The organism is Aquabacterium sp., assembly GCF_016195855.1.
In the GTDB taxonomy this organism is placed as follows: Bacteria; Pseudomonadota; Gammaproteobacteria; order Burkholderiales; family Burkholderiaceae_C; genus Aquabacterium.
This window is the reverse complement of record NZ_JACPYU010000025.1, coordinates 86,567-103,859: the sequence shown is the minus strand read 5'-3', so window position 1 is coordinate 103,859 and position 17,293 is coordinate 86,567. Positions and strand designations below refer to the sequence as shown.

18 protein-coding genes are annotated in these 17,293 nt (G+C 66.4%); 11 read left to right on the top strand and 7 right to left on the bottom strand.

Annotation, left to right across the window (positions count from 1 at the left end; translation table 11 throughout):
* Positions 1–2: 2 nt before the first annotated feature.
* The 11 genes from HY019_RS20005 to HY019_RS19955 are packed head-to-tail and all read left to right on the top strand — an operon-like array spanning position 3 to position 10,601.
* Positions 3–962 (top strand): iron ABC transporter permease, encoded by a 960-nt coding sequence (locus tag HY019_RS20005; RefSeq protein ID WP_290695710.1) that lies wholly within the window; start codon positions 3–5, stop codon positions 960–962.
* Positions 959–1,750: an ABC transporter ATP-binding protein gene (locus HY019_RS20000; RefSeq protein ID WP_290695584.1), complete on the top strand. Its 792-nt coding sequence runs from the start codon at positions 959–961 to the stop codon at positions 1,748–1,750. Before HY019_RS20005 ends, HY019_RS20000 begins: the two co-directional genes overlap by 4 nt.
* The gene (locus HY019_RS19995; RefSeq protein ID WP_290695581.1) at positions 1,743–3,056 is read left to right on the top strand and encodes a cobyrinate a,c-diamide synthase; all 1,314 of its coding nucleotides are present in this window, start codon (positions 1,743–1,745) and stop codon (positions 3,054–3,056) included. The genes HY019_RS20000 and HY019_RS19995 overlap by 8 nt, the downstream gene beginning before the upstream one ends.
* A 23-nt stretch (positions 3,057–3,079) precedes the next feature.
* Positions 3,080–3,649 (top strand): cob(I)yrinic acid a,c-diamide adenosyltransferase, encoded by a 570-nt coding sequence (cobO, locus tag HY019_RS19990; RefSeq protein ID WP_290695578.1) that lies wholly within the window; start codon positions 3,080–3,082, stop codon positions 3,647–3,649.
* A 7-nt stretch (positions 3,650–3,656) separates the two neighbouring features.
* The gene (gene cbiB / locus HY019_RS19985) at positions 3,657–4,619 is read left to right on the top strand and encodes an adenosylcobinamide-phosphate synthase CbiB (protein WP_290695576.1); all 963 of its coding nucleotides are present in this window, start codon (positions 3,657–3,659) and stop codon (positions 4,617–4,619) included.
* A complete protein-coding gene (locus HY019_RS19980) occupies positions 4,619–5,695 on the top strand; it encodes an aminotransferase class I/II-fold pyridoxal phosphate-dependent enzyme (protein ID WP_290695574.1) in 1,077 nt (358 codons plus the stop codon). The genes cbiB and HY019_RS19980 overlap by 1 nt, the downstream gene beginning before the upstream one ends.
* Positions 5,692–7,200, top strand: coding sequence for a cobyric acid synthase (locus HY019_RS19975; RefSeq protein WP_290695572.1), 1,509 nt, complete (start codon positions 5,692–5,694; stop codon positions 7,198–7,200). Before HY019_RS19980 ends, HY019_RS19975 begins: the two co-directional genes overlap by 4 nt.
* The gene (locus HY019_RS19970) at positions 7,197–8,015 is read left to right on the top strand and encodes an ABC transporter substrate-binding protein (protein ID WP_290695570.1); all 819 of its coding nucleotides are present in this window, start codon (positions 7,197–7,199) and stop codon (positions 8,013–8,015) included. Before HY019_RS19975 ends, HY019_RS19970 begins: the two co-directional genes overlap by 4 nt.
* Positions 8,016–8,035: 20 nt before the next feature.
* Positions 8,036–9,106, top strand: coding sequence for a nicotinate-nucleotide--dimethylbenzimidazole phosphoribosyltransferase (gene cobT / locus HY019_RS19965; RefSeq protein WP_290695569.1), 1,071 nt, complete (start codon positions 8,036–8,038; stop codon positions 9,104–9,106).
* A gap of 7 nt (positions 9,107–9,113) precedes the next feature.
* Positions 9,114–9,983 carry an adenosylcobinamide-GDP ribazoletransferase gene (locus HY019_RS19960; protein WP_290695567.1) on the top strand — a complete coding sequence of 290 codons (870 nt, stop codon included), beginning with the start codon at positions 9,114–9,116 and terminating at the stop codon, positions 9,981–9,983.
* A 15-nt stretch (positions 9,984–9,998) separates the two neighbouring features.
* Positions 9,999–10,601, top strand: a complete 603-nt coding sequence (locus tag HY019_RS19955) for a histidine phosphatase family protein (RefSeq protein WP_290695564.1) — start codon at positions 9,999–10,001, stop codon at positions 10,599–10,601.
* 42 nt (positions 10,602–10,643) lie between these two features.
* Here HY019_RS19955 and clsB read toward each other — a convergent pair whose 3' ends face one another.
* The 7 genes from clsB to HY019_RS19920 all read right to left on the bottom strand — a co-directional run bounded on the left by clsB (position 10,644) and on the right by HY019_RS19920 (position 17,221).
* Positions 10,644–11,963 (bottom strand): cardiolipin synthase ClsB, encoded by a 1,320-nt coding sequence (clsB, locus tag HY019_RS19950; RefSeq protein ID WP_290695562.1) that lies wholly within the window; start codon positions 11,961–11,963, stop codon positions 10,644–10,646.
* A 2-nt stretch (positions 11,964–11,965) separates the two neighbouring features.
* The gene (locus tag HY019_RS19945; protein WP_290695708.1) at positions 11,966–12,775 is read right to left on the bottom strand and encodes an endonuclease/exonuclease/phosphatase family protein; all 810 of its coding nucleotides are present in this window, start codon (positions 12,773–12,775) and stop codon (positions 11,966–11,968) included.
* Positions 12,776–12,917: 142 nt separating this feature from the next.
* Positions 12,918–13,385 (bottom strand): dihydroneopterin triphosphate diphosphatase, encoded by a 468-nt coding sequence (gene nudB / locus HY019_RS19940; RefSeq protein ID WP_290695559.1) that lies wholly within the window; start codon positions 13,383–13,385, stop codon positions 12,918–12,920.
* Positions 13,382–14,197, bottom strand: a complete 816-nt coding sequence (locus HY019_RS19935) for a CsgG/HfaB family protein (protein WP_290695556.1) — start codon at positions 14,195–14,197, stop codon at positions 13,382–13,384. The genes nudB and HY019_RS19935 overlap by 4 nt, the downstream gene beginning before the upstream one ends.
* Before the next feature lie 123 nt (positions 14,198–14,320).
* Positions 14,321–16,120, bottom strand: a complete 1,800-nt coding sequence (gene aspS, locus HY019_RS19930) for an aspartate--tRNA ligase (RefSeq protein ID WP_290695553.1) — start codon at positions 16,118–16,120, stop codon at positions 14,321–14,323.
* A gap of 72 nt (positions 16,121–16,192) precedes the next feature.
* Entirely contained in the window at positions 16,193–16,855 is a 663-nt protein-coding gene (locus tag HY019_RS19925) for a DUF502 domain-containing protein (protein ID WP_290695551.1), read from the bottom strand.
* Between the two features lie 27 nt (positions 16,856–16,882).
* The gene (locus HY019_RS19920) at positions 16,883–17,221 is read right to left on the bottom strand and encodes an FmdB family zinc ribbon protein (protein WP_290695549.1); all 339 of its coding nucleotides are present in this window, start codon (positions 17,219–17,221) and stop codon (positions 16,883–16,885) included.
* Positions 17,222–17,293 lie beyond the last annotated feature (72 nt).

Sequence of the window (17,293 nt, the reverse complement as noted above, 5' to 3'; positions counted from 1 at the left end):
TCATGCTGCTGGCGGCTACCCTGGGCTTGATGCTGCTGGGCGTGGCGGTGGGCAGCACCGGTTGGTCGCCACCGTGGTCGGCGGGCGGTGACGCGCTGGCCCGGCAGATCATGTGGGATCTGCGGGCGCCACGTTGCCTGGGCGCCTGGTTGGCTGGAGCCTTGCTGGGGCTGGGTGGTGCGGTGGGGCAAGGCCTGTTCCGCAACCCCCTGGCCGATCCCTATCTGCTGGGCAGTTCATCGGGTGCCGCTTTGGGTGTGGCCTGCTTCCTGGCCTTGGTGGGCGTGAGCCCCACCTCCACGCTCTTGTTGATCAGGCTGGGCATCACGGGGGCAGCCTTCGTGGGGGCCGTGGCCGCGGTCATGCTGACGCTGGTGCTGGCACGCGGTGTCGAGCACACCTTGAGGCTGTTGCTGGCCGGTGTGGTGGTGGGTGTCGTGTTGGGCGCCATCAGTGCGCTGACCATGTTGATGGTGCCGGACATCATGCGCGCCATGCAGGCCTTCATGCTGGGCACCACCGGGTTCCTGGGCTGGAGCAGTGTGATGCTGCTGTGGCCGGTGCTCCTGTTGACGCTGCTGGTGGCCTGGTCTGCCAGCCGCGCGCTGGACGCCATCAGCCTGGGTGACGCGGCCGCGCGCAGCCTGGGTGTGCGTTTGAACGTGGTGCGGGCCGGGCTGGTTGGGGCGCTGGCGCTGGCCACCGGTACGGCCGTGGCCCAGGCGGGCTTGATCTCCTTTGTCGGGCTGGTGGCCCCCCATCTGGTGCGCAGCCGTGTGCAGAGCACCCATGGGCCTTTGCTGCTGCTGTCCGCGCTCACTGGAGGGGTGTTGCTGCTGGCGGCCGACATCCTGGCCCGTTGGGCGCTGGCGCCGCAGGAGTTGCCTGTCGGCGTGTTGACGGCTGTGCTGGGTGGCGGCTATTTGCTGTGGCGCATGCGCCGCATGGGCGGTGCTGCATGAGCATCCTGCAAGCAGATATCCGGTCGGTCAGGTTGTCGGGCCAACCCATCTTGCACGACGTGCAACTGCGCTTGTCGCCAGGCGCCTGGACGGCGGTGGTGGGCCCCAATGGTGCGGGCAAGTCGACGCTCTTGCGCACCCTGGCCGGCCTGCAGGCCTGCGAGGGCAGCGTGCAACTGCAAGGGCGCGCCTGCGCGGATTGGCCAGCCAAGGAGCGTGCCCGCACCCTGGCATGGCTGGGGCAGGCAGAAGGCGGCGCAGATGACCTGCGCGCCAGCGATGTGGTCATGCTCGGGCGCTTGCCCCATCAATCCTGGCTGGCACCGCCCAGCGAGGCCGACCATGTCGCCGTGGAGCAGGCCATGCAGCAGACGCAGTGCTGGCCCTGGCGCCACCGGCTGATGGGTCAGCTGTCTGGCGGTGAACGCCAGCGCGTCTTGCTGGCACGGGCGCTGTGTGTGCAGGCCCGCATCTTGATGATGGACGAACCCTTGGCCCACCTCGACCCCCCGCATCAAGCCGACTGGCTTGGCATCGTGCGCGGGCTGCGTCAGGGTGGCACCACCATCGTGAGTGTGCTGCATGAGCTGAACATGGCCCTGCACGCCGATGAGCTGATCATCATGAACCAGGGCCGCATCCTGCACCATGGCGCGGCCCATGACGAAGCCACGCAGGCCGCCTTGGTCAGGGTGTTTGACCAGCGCATTCAATTGCATCGGGTTGCGGGGCAGTGGGTGGCCTTGCCCTGTGCGGCCCCCGGTTTGACGGGAGACCAGAATGCTTGATCAGATCGTGCACTGCCCGGCCATGCTGGTGAGTGCGCCAGCATCGGGACAGGGCAAGACCACGGCCACCGCGGCTTTGGCGCGCTGGCACCGCCAGCAAGGGCGCCGCGTGCGCGTGTTCAAGACCGGCCCGGATTTCCTGGACCCGATGATGCTGGCGCAAGCCAGCGGGCAAGCGGTCTACCAGCTTGATCTGTGGATGGGCGGCGAGGCGCATTGCCGCGAACTGCTCTGGCAGGCCGCACAGGAATCCGACCTGATCCTGGTTGAAGGTGTGATGGGCCTGTTCGATGGCATGAGCTCCAGCGCCGATCTGGCCATGAAGTTGGGCCTGCCCGTCATGGCCGTGATCGATGGTTCGGCCATGGCGCAAACCTTCGGGGCCATCGCCTATGGGCTCGGGCACTACCGCCCCGGGCTGCAACTGGCCGGCGTGCTGGCCAACCGCGTGGGCAGTGACACGCACGCCCAGATGCTCAAAGACAGTCTGCCCGAGGGCATGAAGTGGTTTGGCGCCTTGCCACGTGACGAGGCCATGGGCATGCCCTCGCGCCACCTTGGTTTGGTGCAGGCAGCAGAAGTGGCCGACCTGGATGCCCGGCTGGACCGGGCTGCGCAGGCACTGGGCCGGCTGAACCCCGACATGCCGCAAGCCGTGGCATTCGAGCGCATGGCCTTGCCCGATGCACAGCGTGTGCCCGGGCGCTTGCTGGACGGCGTGAAGGTGGCCGTGGCCCGTGACGAAGCCTTTGCGTTTCTGTACCACGCCAACGTCGACACCTTGCAGGCCATGGGGGCCGAGCTGTGCTTCTTCTCGCCGCTGCATGAGCAGGCCTTGCCCGAGGCCGATGCACTGTACCTGCCAGGCGGCTACCCGGAGTTGCACCTGCAGGCCCTGGCTGCCAACGAGCCCATGCGGCAGGCCATTTCAGCCCACCATGCGCAAGGCAAACCCCTGGTGGCCGAATGCGGCGGCATGCTGGCCTTGCTTGATGGCTTGACCGACCATGAGGGCCAGCGCATGCCCTTGTGGGGGATCCTGCCCGGCGAAGCGGCCATGCAAAAGCGCCTGGTCAACCTGGGCATGCATGGCGCCGATCTGCCGCAAGGCGCGGTGCGCGGCCACACCTTTCACCATGCCCGCATGAGTTCACCCTTGACGCCCGCCTTGCAGACCACGGCGCAGCGTTTCAATGGCCAGCCTGAAGCCATCTATCAGGAGGGGCGTCTTCATGCCTCCTTCCTGCACATGTACTTCCCCTCCAATCCACTCGCTGTGGCGGGCCTGTTCGGCCCCGCGCGCTGACGCACCTTCCAACGGAGTCCCTCATGGAAATCGAAAAGCCCCCCGTCGACCGTCAGGTCGAGAAGCCCGCAGGTGACCGACGCGGCCTGATCCTGATCAACACCGGTGACGGCAAGGGCAAGAGCACCGCGGCCTTCGGCCTGGCCTTGCGCGCCCATGGCCGGGGCAAGGCCGTCAAGATCTACCAGTTCATGAAGGTGCCCAGCGCCCGCTTTGGCGAACACCGCGTGTTCGAGCAACTGGGCGTGCCCATTGAAGGTCTGGGGGATGGCTTCAGCTGGAAGAGCAAGGACCTGGAGCACTCTGGCCAGCTGGCACGCGAAGGCTGGGAGCGTGCAGCCGCCACCATCACCGCGGGCGAACATTTCCTGGTGGTGCTCGATGAGATCACCTACCCCTTGCGATACGGCTGGCTGGATCTGGAGGCTGTGCTGAAGGTGCTGCGTGAGCGCCCCTCGCACGTCAACGTGGTGCTGACGGGCCGGGGCGCCCCCCAGGAGCTGATTGACCTGGCCGACACCGTGACCGAGATGACACTGATCAAGCATCATTACAACGCCGGCGTGCCGGCGCAACGCGGCATCGAGGACTGACGGGCACATGGCCTGGATCCTGGCTTGCATGCTGGCCGTGCTGGTGGCCTTGTGGGTGGACCGCCTTTGGGGCGAGCCGCCTGCATGGGTGCACCCCGTGGTGGTCATGGGGCGCTACCTGGGTTTGATGGGGCCGGCTTTGACACACCTGCCTGCGCCGCTGGCCCTGCTGGGTGGCGCCATGGCCTGGTGCCTGGGGGCCTGCCTGGTGACGGCCGTCGGGTTGGCCATGGAGTTGGGCTGGCACTGGCTGGTGTCCACGCTGGCCTGGCCCGCATGGGCCTCCGCCATCCTGGCCGGCCTGGGGCTGGGCTTGTTGCTCAAGCCCTTTCTGGCGTGGCGCATGCTGCGTGACGAGGTTCACCAGGTCGAGCAAGCGCTGGGCCAGTCGCTGCAGGCCGGGCAGACGCAGTTGCGGCGCCTGGTAAGCCGCGATGTCCATCAACTGGATGACGTGGGCGTGCGTGAAAGCGCCATCGAGTCGCTGGCTGAGAACCTCAACGACTCCCTGGTCGCGCCCTTGTTCTGGTTCGCCTTGCTGGGCCTGCCTGGCGCGGCGCTCTACCGTTTTGCCAACACGGCCGATGCGATGTGGGGCCACCGCGGCCCTTATGAATGGGCCGGCAAATGGGCCGCGAAGCTGGACGACCTCTTGTCCTGGCTGCCCGCGCGCCTGACGGCCTTGCTCTTGTGTGCGGCGGCGGGGTGCTGGCCAGGTCTTGCGCGCATGCGCGCCCAGGCCCGGCTCACGCCTTCACCCAATGGTGGCTGGCCCATGGGCGCCATGGCCTTGCTCCTGGGCGTGAGCCTGCGCAAGCCCGGGGCCTATGCCTTGAACGAACAGGCGGGCGCACCGCTGGCCAGGCACACGCAGGCGGCCTTGCTCATGGCCGGCCGCGCTGCCTGGCTGGCGGCGCTGGTGAGCGCGTTGGTGCAGGCGGTGCCCCTGGTCATCGGGTGGGGGCGCTGATGGTGTCGGCATTGAACCTGCACGTGCATGGTGGCCAGGACGATGGCCCACCCATTGAGTGGGACTTCTCCAGCAACGCCAACGCGGTGCCCCTGCCCGCGGACTTGCTGGCGCGCTTGCTGACCGCAGACAGGCGCCTCTACCCCGAGCCCACCTACGCCAGTGTGCGCCAGGCCCTGGCGCAATGGCATGGTGTGGACGCGGCGCGCATCGTGCCCACGGCCGGCAGCAGCGAGGGCATTCGCCGCCTCACGCTTGCGGCCTTCCTGGCCGGGTATCGCCAAGTCTGCGTGCCCGAGCCTGCTTATGGTGATTACCGCACGGCCGCGCTGGCGCTGGGCATGAACGTGCAGCCGATGGCGCACTACCCCGATCTCATCCTGCAAGGCCCCGTGTTGCTGTGGTTGTGCGAGCCCTGCAACCCGACGGGTAGCAGCTTGCCTGCGGACTTCTGGTCTGCCTTGGCCCACGCGCAGCGCATGCACCCCGGTTTGATCGTGGCACTGGACCGTGCCTACGAGCCCTTGCGCTTGCAGGGCCATGACCCCGTTCCTGTAGCGTGCGCCGAGCGTTGCTGGCAGCTGTATTCGCCCAACAAAGCCTTGGGCCTGACGGGGGTCAGGGCAGGGTGGATGCTGGCACCCGTTGCTGACCAGGCTGGCCTGCTGCCTTCCCTGCAGCATCTCGCGCCGAGTTGGGTCTTGTCCGCAGAAGGGGTGAGCTTGCTGACCCAATGGCCGAGCGCGGCCGTGCAGGACTGGCTGGCACGGGCGCATGACACCCTGCGTGAAGGCCTGCGCCGGCAACAAGCTGCCTTGGTCGAGCGAGCTTGGGTTCATCAAGCCACTTGCACCAACTTCGTGGTCAGCCGCCACCCCTTGCTGGACGCGGCTGATCTGCATGACCTGAACACCTTCCTGCGGGCGCAGGGCCTCAAATGGCGTGATGCGGCCAACCTTGGCCTGCCTGGATGGGTGCGCTGGCGTGTGCATCAGCCGCAGGCGCAAGCGGCCTTGCTGAAGGCCCTGGACCAATGGATGGCCTTGCGCAAGCAGCCCAGCAGGAGTGCCGCATGAGCGCCAGAGCCGTGATGGTGCTGGGCACCACCAGCGGGGCCGGCAAGAGCTGGTTGACCACGGCCTTGTGCCGCTGGTATGCCCGACAAGGGTTCAAGGTGGCGCCCTTCAAGGCGCAGAACATGAGCAACAACGCGCGCGTGGTGCCCGGTCTGCAGGGGCGCATGGGCGAGATCGGCAGCGCCCAGTATTTCCAGGCGCTGGCTGCCGGCATCGGCCCCGATGTGCGCATGAACCCCATCCTGCTCAAACCCGAGAAGGACACGGCCAGCCAGGTCGTGGTCATGGGCGAGGTGCGACCCGACCTGCAAAGCGTGCCCTGGCGTGAACGCAGTGAGCAACTGTGGCCCCACGCGCAAGCCGGGCTCCAGGCGCTGATGGCCGACCACGAGGTGGTGGTGATCGAAGGGGCGGGCTCGCCAGCCGAGATCAACCTGCACAGCAGTGACTACGTCAACATGCGCACCGCGCTGGCAGCGCAGGCGGCTTGCCTGCTGGTCACCGACATCGACCGGGGCGGCGCCTTTGCCCATCTGTACGGGACGCACCAACTGCTGCCCGCGCACGAGCGCGCCTTGATCAAGGGCTTTGTGCTCAACCGCTTCCGCGGCGATGCCAGCCTGCTTGCGCCCGGGCCTCAGCAACTGCAGGACCTCACCGGCGTGCCCACGCTGGCGGTCTTGCCCATGTGGCGCGGCCATGGCCTGCCCGAAGAAGACGGCGTGTTCGATGACGCCGCCACCGGGCCGGCCCAGCAGCATGATCGCCATGGCCAGCGCATCCTGCGTGTGGCCGTGCTGGCCTACCCCCGCATCAGCAACCTCGACGAGTTCCAGCCCTTGCGTTCGGCCTCGCATGTGCGCCTGGTCTGGGCACGTCAGCCCGCTGACCTGGACTGCGCCGACTGGGTGATCCTGCCGGGCTCCAAACACACCCGCTCTGATCTGGCCTGGTTGCGCGCGCAAGGCCTGGACCACGCCATCGCTGGTCATGTGCAGCGGGGCGGGGCGGTGCTGGGCATTTGCGGTGGCCTGCAAATGCTGGGGCAGACCTTGTCCGACCCCGATGGCATCGAGTCGAACGAAGACCCGCCGAGCGGCGAAATGCCTGGCCTGGGTCTGTTGGATGTCCGTACGCGCTTTGACGCCAGCAAGCTGCTGCAGGACACCGCCGCGCAATTCGTGCCGGGCATGCCTGGCGCCTGGTCTGCCTTGTCCGGTGTGCCGACCCGCGGCTACGAAATCCACCACGGGCGCACCCAGGCCGTCTCGTCGCGCGCCCATCCCGTCTTGCTGGATGGCCATGGCCATGCGCTGGGCTGGCAGCAAGGCCAGGTGCTGGGCCTGTATCTGCACGGCTTGTTCGAGTCCGAGCCGGTCTTGCGGGCCTTGCTGGGCAGCCAGGTGCCTGTGCTGTCCCAGGTGTTCGAGGGCCTGGCCGACTATGTCGAGCGGCACTTTGAGCCCGGTGCCTTGATGTCTTTGTTGAAAGCCCCCCAATCGTGAACCTTGCCCCATCCCCGCAACGCATTGCCAGCCTGTCCACCGAGGCGGTGGACATCCTTTATCGACTGGGTGTGCAAGACCGTCTGGTCGGCATCTCCGGCTTCACGGTCTACCCGCCACAAGCCCGCGAAAGCAAGCCCAAGATCAGCGGCTTCAAGACCGGCAAGCTGGACAAGATCCTGTCGGTGACGCCCGATCTGGTCATCGGCTACTCGCACGTTCAACGCAAGTTGCTTGATGAGGTCGAGGCGGCTGGCGTGCAGACCTTGTGCTTTCACCACCGCACATTGGCCGGCATCAACGACATGGTCCGCACCCTGGGCGAGGTGGTGGGTGAGCCCGAGAAGGCCCGCGACCTCATCGCTCATCTGGATGGCATCAAGGCCCGCGTGGCCCAGGCCGCAGCGCGCCTGCCTTTCCAGCCCCGCGTCTACTTCGAGGAATGGCACTCGCCTTTGACATGCGGTATCCAGTGGGTGAGCGAGCTCATCAGCCTGGCCGGCGGGGTGGACGTCTTTGCCGAGATCGCGCCCCGAGATCCCTTCAGCGCACGGGCCGTGACGGCAGAGCAGATCCTGGCGGCACGCCCTCAGGTGATCCTGGGCTCGTGGTGTGGCCAGCGCTTCGACGTGGATCAGGTGCAGGCTCGCCCCGGCTTTGCCGAGCTCCATGCCCTGATGCGCGATGTGCCTTCTTCCGACATCCTGGCGCCAGGGCCTGCGGCCATCGAGTGCGGCCTGGTCGCGGTGCTGTCCGCGCTGGCCACCTGCGCGGGCACGACCTTGCAGGGCCTGGGCTTTGAACAGACAACTTGAGCCAACGAAAGCAAAACAACATGACACAGACACACGGTCCCCTCAACGATTTGAACAACACGGGACTGGCCCAGAAGCTGCAGCATCTGATCGACCACAAGACCAAGCCCCTGGGCGCACTCGGCCAGCTTGAAACACTGGGCCGGCAGCTGGGCCTGATCCAGTCCAGGCTCGACCCGCATTTGGTGCAGCCTCAGATGGTGGTGTTCGCGGGCGACCATGGCCTGGCCGCGCGCGGCGTGTCCGCCTACCCGAGCGACGTGACCTGGCAGATGGTCGAGAACTTCCTGGCTGGTGGTGCCGCCGTCAGCGTGCTGGCGCGCCAGCATGGCCTGGCCCTGACCGTGGTGGACGCGGGTGTGGCCCATGATTTCGCACCGCGTGCCGGCCTGCAGATCCGCAAGGTGGCACCCGGCACCGCCGACAGTTCGCGCCAGGCCGCCATGAGCGCACAGCAGTGCGAGCAGGCCATGGCACACGGCAAGGAGGTGATCCGCAGCCTGCCAGGCAACACCGTGCTGCTGGGCGAAATGGGCATCGGCAACACATCGAGCGCCACCTTGCTGATGGCCCGCTTGCTGGGCGAGCCTTTGCTGGCTTGCGCCGGGCGTGGCACGGGGCTGGACGATGCCGCCTACCAGCGCAAGCTGGATGTGCTGCGGGAGGTGCTCTCGCTGCATGTCGATGCGGTGTCGCCCATGGCAACGCTGGCCGCATTTGGTGGCTTCGAGATCGCGATGATGGTGGGTGCCATCCTGCAGGCCGCGGCCGAGAACCGCGTGATCGTCGTCGATGGCTTCATCACCAGCAGTGCCGTGCTGGTCGCGTCGAGGCTGCAGCCCTTGGTGCTGCAGCGTTGCGTGTTTGCGCACCAGTCCGATGAGTCCGGCCATGCCTTGTTGCTCAAGCACCTCCACGCTAAACCTTTGCTCAAGCTCCATCTGCGCCTGGGCGAGGGCTCCGGTGCCGCATTGGCCTGGCCCCTGTTGGAGTCGGCCTGCCGCATCCTGCGGGAGATGGCCAGCTTTGAGGTCGCAGGGGTGAGCAACTCGGATCACGACGCCGGGCAACGCCCCGCAGACGAGGCATGATGCGGGCATGAAAGCCTTGCTGCATGAACTCCGCCTGAGCCTGATCGCCCTGCAGTTCCTCACGCGGGTGCCGGTGCCAGGCTGGGTGGGTTTCGAGCCGGCCTGGTTGCAAGGTTGCCTGCGCTACTTCCCCTTGGTGGGTGCACTGGTGGGCCTGGCGGGTGCACTGGTGCTGGCTGCCACCGCCTTCTGGTGGCCACCGGTGGTGGCGGTCGTGCTGAGCATGGCCTTCACCGTGTGGCTCACGGGCGGCTTTCATGAAGACGGGCTGGCCGATACCTGCGATGGGCTGGGGGGCGCGGTCAGCCGCGAGCGTGCGTTGACCATCATGAAGGACTCGCGCCTGGGCTCCTACGGCGCATTGGGCCTGATCCTCATGCTGATCCTCAAAGCCACGGTGCTGGCCTCGCTGGCCACACCTTTGCTCAATGAACTCGACAGCGCCGAGTCCAGCCACGTCAGGCAGGTTCTGCTGGCCTGGACCATGATGGCCCTGGTCTGGTGCCATGCAGCCTCGCGCCTGGTGCCGGTCTGCCTCATCCGTTTCCTGCCCTATGCCGGTGATCTGGACCATGCCAAGGCCAAGCCGCTGGCCATGCAGGTGTCCTGGCTCAACCTGCTGGGCGCTGTCATGATGACGGGTGCCGTGGCGGGGCTGATGTGGTTGTGGTTCGGCTTCACGGCCTGGCCTGCCGGGACCTTGCTGGCCGCCTTGATGAAGTCGACGCTGGCGATGGCGCTGGGTGCGGCCTTCTGCGCCCGCTGGTTCAGCAAGCGCCTGGGCGGCTTCACGGGGGACACGCTGGGCGCCAGCCAGCAGATCACCGAGGTGCTGGGCCTGATGGCCTGGCTCGCTGTGGTGCACCCTGTGGCCTGATGGCGAGTGCTGTCGATGACGATGACGCCCGAGCTTGACAGCTTGCCGCCGCAACCCAGCGCCTGCTGGGTCTGGCGCCATCCGCGCCCGCGCGATGTGGCCGGGCGCTGCATCGGCCAGACCGATGTGCCCATCGACAAACGCAAGGCCAAACGCCTGGCGCACCGCATCCGCCAGCAGGCGCGTCGGCATGGCTTACCTCACGTGATCCACACCTCGCCGCTGGGGCGCTGCGCTGCGGTCGGGTGGGTGCTGCGCACCTGGGGCTGGCGCCACCACATCGATCCAGCCTTGCAGGAGATGGACTTCGGTGATTGGGATGGCCGCCCATGGTCGACCATCGAGCATGCAGAGGTGGACGCCTGGTGCGGCGACTTCCTTCACCATGCACCGGGCGGTGGCGAGAGCCTGGCCGACCTGTTCCGTCGGGTAGGGGATTGGGCTGCCCGCGCACGCCTGTCGCGCAGCGGGCTTGCTGACGGCCCCCAGCTCGTGGTCGGCCACGCAGGGTGGATGCTGACGCTGGCGTGGCTGAGTACCCGATCAGATCGCCCCACCCGGGCGGTGCAATGGCCCGCACCCCCGGCTTACGGGCAGTGCCGTCAGTTCAGCTTGTGAAGCGGCCCAGCGCCTGGCACCGACGCTGCGCCCGGTACGCACTCAATAACGCCCAGCCGCCCCGGCCAGCCGCAGATAGGCCTTGGCCAACTGGCGCACAAAGCCGCGCCGCAGGCGTGTGATCCAGCGCGAAGAGGTGGCCTCTGCCTGAAGGATTTCACGGCTTTGGGCAAAGTCCACGCTCAATGCGCCCGACAGTGAACGCACAAACGCCCGGTCCTTGATGATGAGGTTGGCCTCCAGGTTCAGCACCAGCGACAAGGGGTCGAGGTTGGACGAGCCGACCGTGGCCCACTCGTCGTCCACGCACAGCACCTTGGCATGCAGAAAGGCCGGCTGGTACTCGAAGATGCGCACGCCTTGCTGCTGCATCTCACCGTACAGCACGCGTGCGGCCAGGCCGGCGATCTGGAAGTCCAGCTTGCCTTGCAGCAGCAGGCGCACGGCTACCCCCCGCGCCGCAGCCGCGCGCAGCGCCAGCCGGATCGGGCGACGAGGGTAGAAGTAGGGCGTGACGATGTCGATGCGCTGGCGGGCCCGGTTGATGGCTTGCAGCGCCGATTGCTCGATGGTGCGCCGTTGACGCAGGTTGTCGCGCAGCACAAAAGCACTGCGCATGGGCACATGCAGCGCCGCACCGTGCGCCAGCTTGCCTTGCTCACGCGGGTTCAGCCGCATGCGGGCCTGCTGCACCCAGTGCCTCAGGCGCTTGAGCTTGTGCTTGTCCTGCATGAGGTGGCTGAGGTCGTCACGCCAGTCCCGGCCGAATTGCGCGCGGGTCCACACCGCCTTGATGGTGTGCAGCATCGGCGTGATCACAGGGCCTTGTGCCTGAACCGCATAGTCCAGGCGCGGCAGGTCCGACCAACCGTGCGTGAGGTCATAGTGGTCGTCGATCAGGTTGATGCCGCCCACAAAGGCATGCTCGTCGTCGACCACGCACAGCTTCATGTGCATGCGCCGCCACTGGCTGGTATCCAGCAGTCCCCACAGCCTGTGCATGGGGCGATAGATGGCCAGCTTCACGCCGGCCTTCTCCAGCTCGTGCCACATGCTCTGCGGTGCCTCACCGGAGCCAAAGCCATCGACCACCAGGTGCACATGGACACCGCGCCGCGCCGCGCGTTTGAGCGATTGCAGCACGCCACCGCTTTGCCCCAGTGGCGACACGATGTAGAGCGCCAGCCACACGCTGCTGCGCGCCCGGTCGATGCAGTCGCTCAAGGCGGGAAACAGCTCCTTGCCACCACGCAGGAGCTTGACCTGGTTGCCACCCGTGAACACCGGCTTGCGCTGGGCATACCAGGCCAGCCTTCTGAGCGACTCATCCGCCTCCTTGTCCGGGGATGCTTTGTCGCGCATGATCAGGACGCCAGATCCAGCTCCACCACCAGCGGCAAATGGTCAGACAGCCGGGCCCAGGCACCTCCTCGCGGCACCATGATGGACTGGCAGTGCATGCCCCGTGTGTAGACGCGGTCCAGCGCCAGCACGGGCACCAGCGAGGGGAAGGTGGGGGTGCGCTCGGCATCACCCACACTGGCGCGCTTCATGCCCGCTGACTCCAGGATGGCGTCGAGCTTCTCGTTCCAGTCGTTGAAGTCGCCCGCGATCACGACGGGCACGCCCGGCGGGATGTGCTCCTGCACCAGTTGCGCCAGACGTTCGGCCTGCCTGACGCGGCTGGCGTGGATCAGGCCAAGGTGCACCACCACCACATGGATCTCCACGCCACGCCAGTGAACCGACACATGCAGGAAGCCGCGTTGCTCGAAACGGTGGTCAGAGACGTCATGGTGCCCGATGTGGCCCAGTGGCCAGCGCGCCAGCAGGGCATTGCCATGCTCGCCGTTCTTGGTGACCGCATTGGTGCGGTAGGCCACCTCATAGCCTTCCGGCGCCAGGTACTCGGCTTGCGGCACATTGGGCCAGCACAGTGGGCCAAAGTCGGTCCTGGAGAAACGCTGCGCGTCGGTATGGTGAAAGCGCCGCACCTCCTGCAGGCAGACGATGTCGGCGTCCATGGCCTCCACCGCCAGCCCCAGGTTGTGGATTTCCAGGCGCTTGGTGGGCCCCAGCCCCCGCACACCTTTGTGGATGTTGTACGTGGCCACACGCAGGCTCCTGGAGGACAGCGTGGACGGCGGCAGCAAGGAGGACTGGAGCGGATTCAGCACGGCAATGTTCGGCAGCGAAACAAGGGCAACCCTATGGTGTCAAAGATAACCGCATCTGCGGGGCTTTGAGCGCTGTTTCAAGCGGGGGCTTTCCCCGTCTGCTTGCCTGTTTGACCTGCCGCAGCAGGCCTGGCAGACCTCACCGAGGGGTGATGCGCTGGGGCAACTGCAAGATGGCCTCGGCGTTGGATGGCGAAAAACAACGGTCGGCCGCCTCCTGGTAGGGCAACCAGACGTACTGGGTGTGCTCGCGAGGCGCCAGGGTGATGGGGGTGCCGTGCGGGACACGCAGGCCAAAGACGCGCTCGGTGTTGTGGGTCACGCCGGGGGCATAACGGTGGCGCCACACCGGGTAGATCTCGTAAACGTTCTCCACGGCCCAGTCGGCCAGGGCGGGCTTGGGCACCTCGGGCGCGCCCACCACGATGCCGGTTTCTTCCCGCACCTCACGGATGGCGGTTTCCACCCAGGGCTCGTCCAGCGTGTCCTTGGAGCCGGTCACGCTTTGCCAGAAGCCGGGTTGCTTGGCGCGCTCGATCAGCAAGACATCCAGCTCTGGCGTGTAGATCACCACCAGCACCGATTCGGGGATCTTGTGGGGCGTCATTTCCGTGTGGCCACGGCGGGGGGCAAGGTTTTGGCTTGCAGTTCGCGCACCTGCACCACCAGCTTGTTGTGCGCGTCCAGGAAGGCCGCGGCGATCACCTTGCCTTCATTGGTGTTGCTCCACCCCAGGCCGGCACCGCCGCCCAGCTTGGTGACCAGCAGGCCGCCCAGGCCCAGGTCGGTGGTGCGCGCCGAGCCCGTGGCGGCGGCCAGTTGTTCGGTGGTTTCGTTGTCGGTCAGCAGCAGGGCCACCTGGGCTTCTTTCAGCTTGACCTGCTCCAGCAGGCCCGCCAGCCCGGCGATGTCACGCAGCACCGGGATGCTGGCGATGACGCCGGCTATGCCGCGCCCCGCCTCCTGCTCGCTGAAGGTCAGGCTGGGGATGATGGTGTACTGCGCCTCATAGCCCTTGCCTTTGTGCACCGTGCTGTCGGCGCGCACGATGCCGGCCTCCTTCAATTGCGACTCCTGCATGGTGTTGCGCAGGCCGGCCGCGCGATCAACCACCCGAAAGCACCCACTTTGCTGTGCCAGCAATTTGATGAGCGGCACAGGCGAGGCGGGCAACTGGTAGTGCGAGCTCATGGTGTAGCCATCGGGGTTCTCGGCCAGGGCCAGCGTGGCCACGGGGCTGTCGCACTTCACCAGCGAGGCGTCTGCGCCTTGCGCACCTTTGGGGCCCGCCGAGCCGCTGACCACCGAGCCGCCGTTGCCGAGCTCGGTCGACGATTGCGGGGTCTTGTCCTTGCAGCCGGCCAGGCCCAGCCCCAGAGCCAAGGAAGAAATCAACAAAGCGGAGGTGGCGGCGCGCATGGTGGTCGATCCTGAGAATGTGATGCTGTAAATGACAACGGGCCACCGTTTGGGTGGCCCGCAGGAGTTTACGCAAGAGGCCGCACGGATCAACCGCCCCTCTTGGGTGTCCTTGTAGGTGACTTAAGCCGCTGGCGTCGTCGCCCCTGCGTTGCGCAGGCGGATGTGCAACTCGCGCAGTTGCTTCTCGTCGACCAGCGACGGGGCACCGGTCAGCAGACACTGGGCTCGCTGCGTCTTGGGGAAGGCGATCACGTCGCGGATCGACTCGGCCTTGGTCATCAGCGTGACCAGGCGATCCAGGCCGAAGGCCAGGCCACCGTGCGGGGGCGCACCGTACTGCAGCGCATCCAGCAGGAAGCCAAACTTGACCTTGGCGTCTTCGTCGGTGATGTTCAGGGCCTTGAACACCTTGGACTGCACCTCGGCGCGGTGGATACGGATCGAGCCGCCACCCAGTTCCCAGCCGTTGAGCACCATGTCGTAGGCCTTGGCAATGCACTTGCCCGGATCGGTGTCCATGTAGTCTTCGTGACCATCCTTCGGGGCGGTGAAGGGGTGGTGCACGGCGTTCCAGCGTTCGCCGTCGTCGTCGTACTCGAACATCGGGAAGTCCACCACCCACAGCGGGGCCCAGCGGTCTTCGAACAGGCCGGCCTTCTTGCCGAAGTCGGAGTGACCGACCTTCAGGCGCAGCGCGCCGATGGCGTCGTTGACGATCTTTTCCTTGTCGGCGCCGAAGAAGATCAAGTCGCCGTCCTTGGCGCCGGTGCGCTCCAGGATCTTGGCAATGGCCGCGTCGTGCAGGTTCTTGACGATGGGCGATTGCAGGCCCTCGCGGCCCTTCGCAACTTCGTTGACCTTGATCCAGGCCAGGCCCTTGGCACCGTAGATCTTGACGAACTCGGTGTAGGCGTCAATTTCACCGCGGGACATGGTGCCGCCACCGGGCACGCACAGGGCCACCACGCGGCCGCCCTTGGTCGTGGCGGGGGTGGAGAAGACCTTGAAGTCCACATCGGCCATCACGTCGGTCAGCTCGGTGAACTCCAGCTTGACGCGCAGGTCAGGCTTGTCGGAGCCAAAGCGGTGCATCGCGTCGGCGTACTTCATGACCGGGTACACGCCCAGGTCCACATTCAACGCCTTCATGAAGACGTGGCGGATCATGCCTTCGAACATGTCACGGATTTCCTGCTCGGTCAGGAAGCTCGTTTCAATATCGATCTGGGTGAATTCGGGCTGGCGATCGGCGCGCAGGTCTTCGTCGCGGAAGCACTTGGTGATCTGGTAGTAGCGGTCAAAGCCGGCCACCATCAGCAGCTGTTTGAACAACTGGGGCGACTGGGGCAGGGCGAAGAACGCGCCATCGTGCACGCGCGAGGGCACCAGGTAGTCGCGGGCCCCTTCGGGTGTGGACTTGGTCAGCATCGGGGTTTCGATGTCGACAAAGCCGTGCTCGTCCAGGAACTTGCGCGCTTCCATGGCCACGCGGTAGCGCAGCATCAGGTTCTTTTGCATGTAGGGACGACGCAGGTCCAGCACGCGGTGCGTCAGGCGGGTCGTCTCAGACAGGTTTTCGTCGTCGATCTGGAAGGGAGGCGTCACGGAAGCGTTCAGCACTTCCAGCGTGTGGCCCAGCACCTCGATCTTGCCGCTGGTCAGGCCAGCGTTTTCGGTGCCGGCGGGGCGGGCGCGCACAACGCCGGTCACCTTCAGGCAGAACTCGTTGCGCACGTCTTCGGCGATCTTGAAGGAATCGGCACGGTCGGGGTCGAACACCACCTGCACCAGACCTTCGCGGTCGCGCATGTCAATGAAGATCACGCCGCCGTGGTCGCGGCGACGGTGGGCCCAGCCCATCAGCGTCACGGTCTGGCCCATCAGCGCTTCGCTGACCAGACCACAGTAAGTGGTGCGCATTGTTGGTTTTCTCCGAGATGAGGGTCACGCGGCCCACGCATTGTGCGCAGGCCCGAAACCCTCGATTGTCGTTCAGGATTGGGTCGTTGGCGTGACCGGAGGCAAACTGCCCGGCGCGGCCGAAGGCGGCGGGGCCACCACACCCATGGAAATGATGTACTTGAGCGCCTCGTCCACCGACATGTGCAGGGCCACGACGTCGGCGCGCGGCACCATCAGCATGAAGCCGGAGGTCGGGTTGGGCGTGGTGGGCACATACAGCGTCACCATGTCGGCGGGCAGGTGCTGCGCCACTTCGCCGCTGGGCTTGCCAGTCACGAAAGCGATCGTCCAGGAGCCGGCACGGGGGTATTGCACCAGCACCGCCTCACGGAAGGCCTGGCCGCTGCTGGAAAACAGCGTGTCGGACACCTGCTTGACCGAGGTGTAGATGCTCTTGACGATGGGGATGTTGGAGAACATCCGGTTCGACTGGTTGAGGATCCACTGGCCGGCCATATTGGTCACGGCCACGCCGGTCAGCCACAGGGCCGTCACGACGACGATGACGCTCAGGCCGGGGATGTTGCGCAGGTCCTGCAGCAGGGGGCGCAGGCTTTCGGGCAGCACCGTCTGGGCTGCGACGACCACCCAGGCAAACACGCCATCGAGCGTGCCGACGACGTTCATCAGCACCCAGATGGTGATGGCCAGCGGCAACCAGACGAGCAGCCCGGTAAGGATGTATTTCTTCACATGGTGCCTTGTGTTGGGGGCTTGGCGTCAGTGGCAGGCGCAGGATGTGCCGCAACCGCCGGCGGCCGTGTCGCCGCCCGAAGAGGATGAAGACGACGAGGACGCGCCGCTGTCGGATGCAGCCGCCGCCGTTGCCGTGGATGCGGCAGCCGCGCCGGCGGCCGGGGCGCTGGTGCCACCCGAGCCACCCCGGAAGTCGGTGACATACCAGCCCGAGCCCTTGAGCTGGAAGCCGGCGGCGGTGATCTGTTTCTTGAAGGACTCGGCGCCACAAGCAGGGCAGGTGGTCAGCACCGGGTCAGAGATCTTTTGCAAGACATCCTTGACGTGACCACAGGACTCGCAGCGGTAAGCGTAAATCGGCATGTGAAAACCTCGGGCAATCCCGTGAAGACGCCATTCTAGTTGGGGCGCAGGCCTGCCGTTTCAAGAGCAGGC

Coding starts and splice junctions, on each gene's coding strand:
- cbiB (WP_290695576.1), top strand. CDS start 3,657: ATGGCCTGGATCCTGGCTTGCATGCTGGCCGTGCTGGTGGCCTTGTGG.
- HY019_RS19995 (WP_290695581.1), top strand. CDS start 1,743: ATGCTTGATCAGATCGTGCACTGCCCGGCCATGCTGGTGAGTGCGCCA.
- HY019_RS20000 (WP_290695584.1), top strand. CDS start 959: ATGAGCATCCTGCAAGCAGATATCCGGTCGGTCAGGTTGTCGGGCCAA.
- HY019_RS19975 (WP_290695572.1), top strand. CDS start 5,692: ATGAGCGCCAGAGCCGTGATGGTGCTGGGCACCACCAGCGGGGCCGGC.
- HY019_RS19955 (WP_290695564.1), top strand. CDS start 9,999: ATGACGATGACGCCCGAGCTTGACAGCTTGCCGCCGCAACCCAGCGCC.
- cobO (WP_290695578.1), top strand. CDS start 3,080: ATGGAAATCGAAAAGCCCCCCGTCGACCGTCAGGTCGAGAAGCCCGCA.
- HY019_RS20005 (WP_290695710.1), top strand. CDS start 3: ATGCTGCTGGCGGCTACCCTGGGCTTGATGCTGCTGGGCGTGGCGGTG.
- aspS (WP_290695553.1), bottom strand. CDS start 16,120: ATGCGCACCACTTACTGTGGTCTGGTCAGCGAAGCGCTGATGGGCCAG.
- clsB (WP_290695562.1), bottom strand. CDS start 11,963: ATGCGCGACAAAGCATCCCCGGACAAGGAGGCGGATGAGTCGCTCAGA.
- HY019_RS19960 (WP_290695567.1), top strand. CDS start 9,114: ATGAAAGCCTTGCTGCATGAACTCCGCCTGAGCCTGATCGCCCTGCAG.
- cobT (WP_290695569.1), top strand. CDS start 8,036: ATGACACAGACACACGGTCCCCTCAACGATTTGAACAACACGGGACTG.
- HY019_RS19920 (WP_290695549.1), bottom strand. CDS start 17,221: ATGCCGATTTACGCTTACCGCTGCGAGTCCTGTGGTCACGTCAAGGAT.
- HY019_RS19935 (WP_290695556.1), bottom strand. CDS start 14,197: ATGCGCGCCGCCACCTCCGCTTTGTTGATTTCTTCCTTGGCTCTGGGG.
- nudB (WP_290695559.1), bottom strand. CDS start 13,385: ATGACGCCCCACAAGATCCCCGAATCGGTGCTGGTGGTGATCTACACG.
- HY019_RS19980 (WP_290695574.1), top strand. CDS start 4,619: ATGGTGTCGGCATTGAACCTGCACGTGCATGGTGGCCAGGACGATGGC.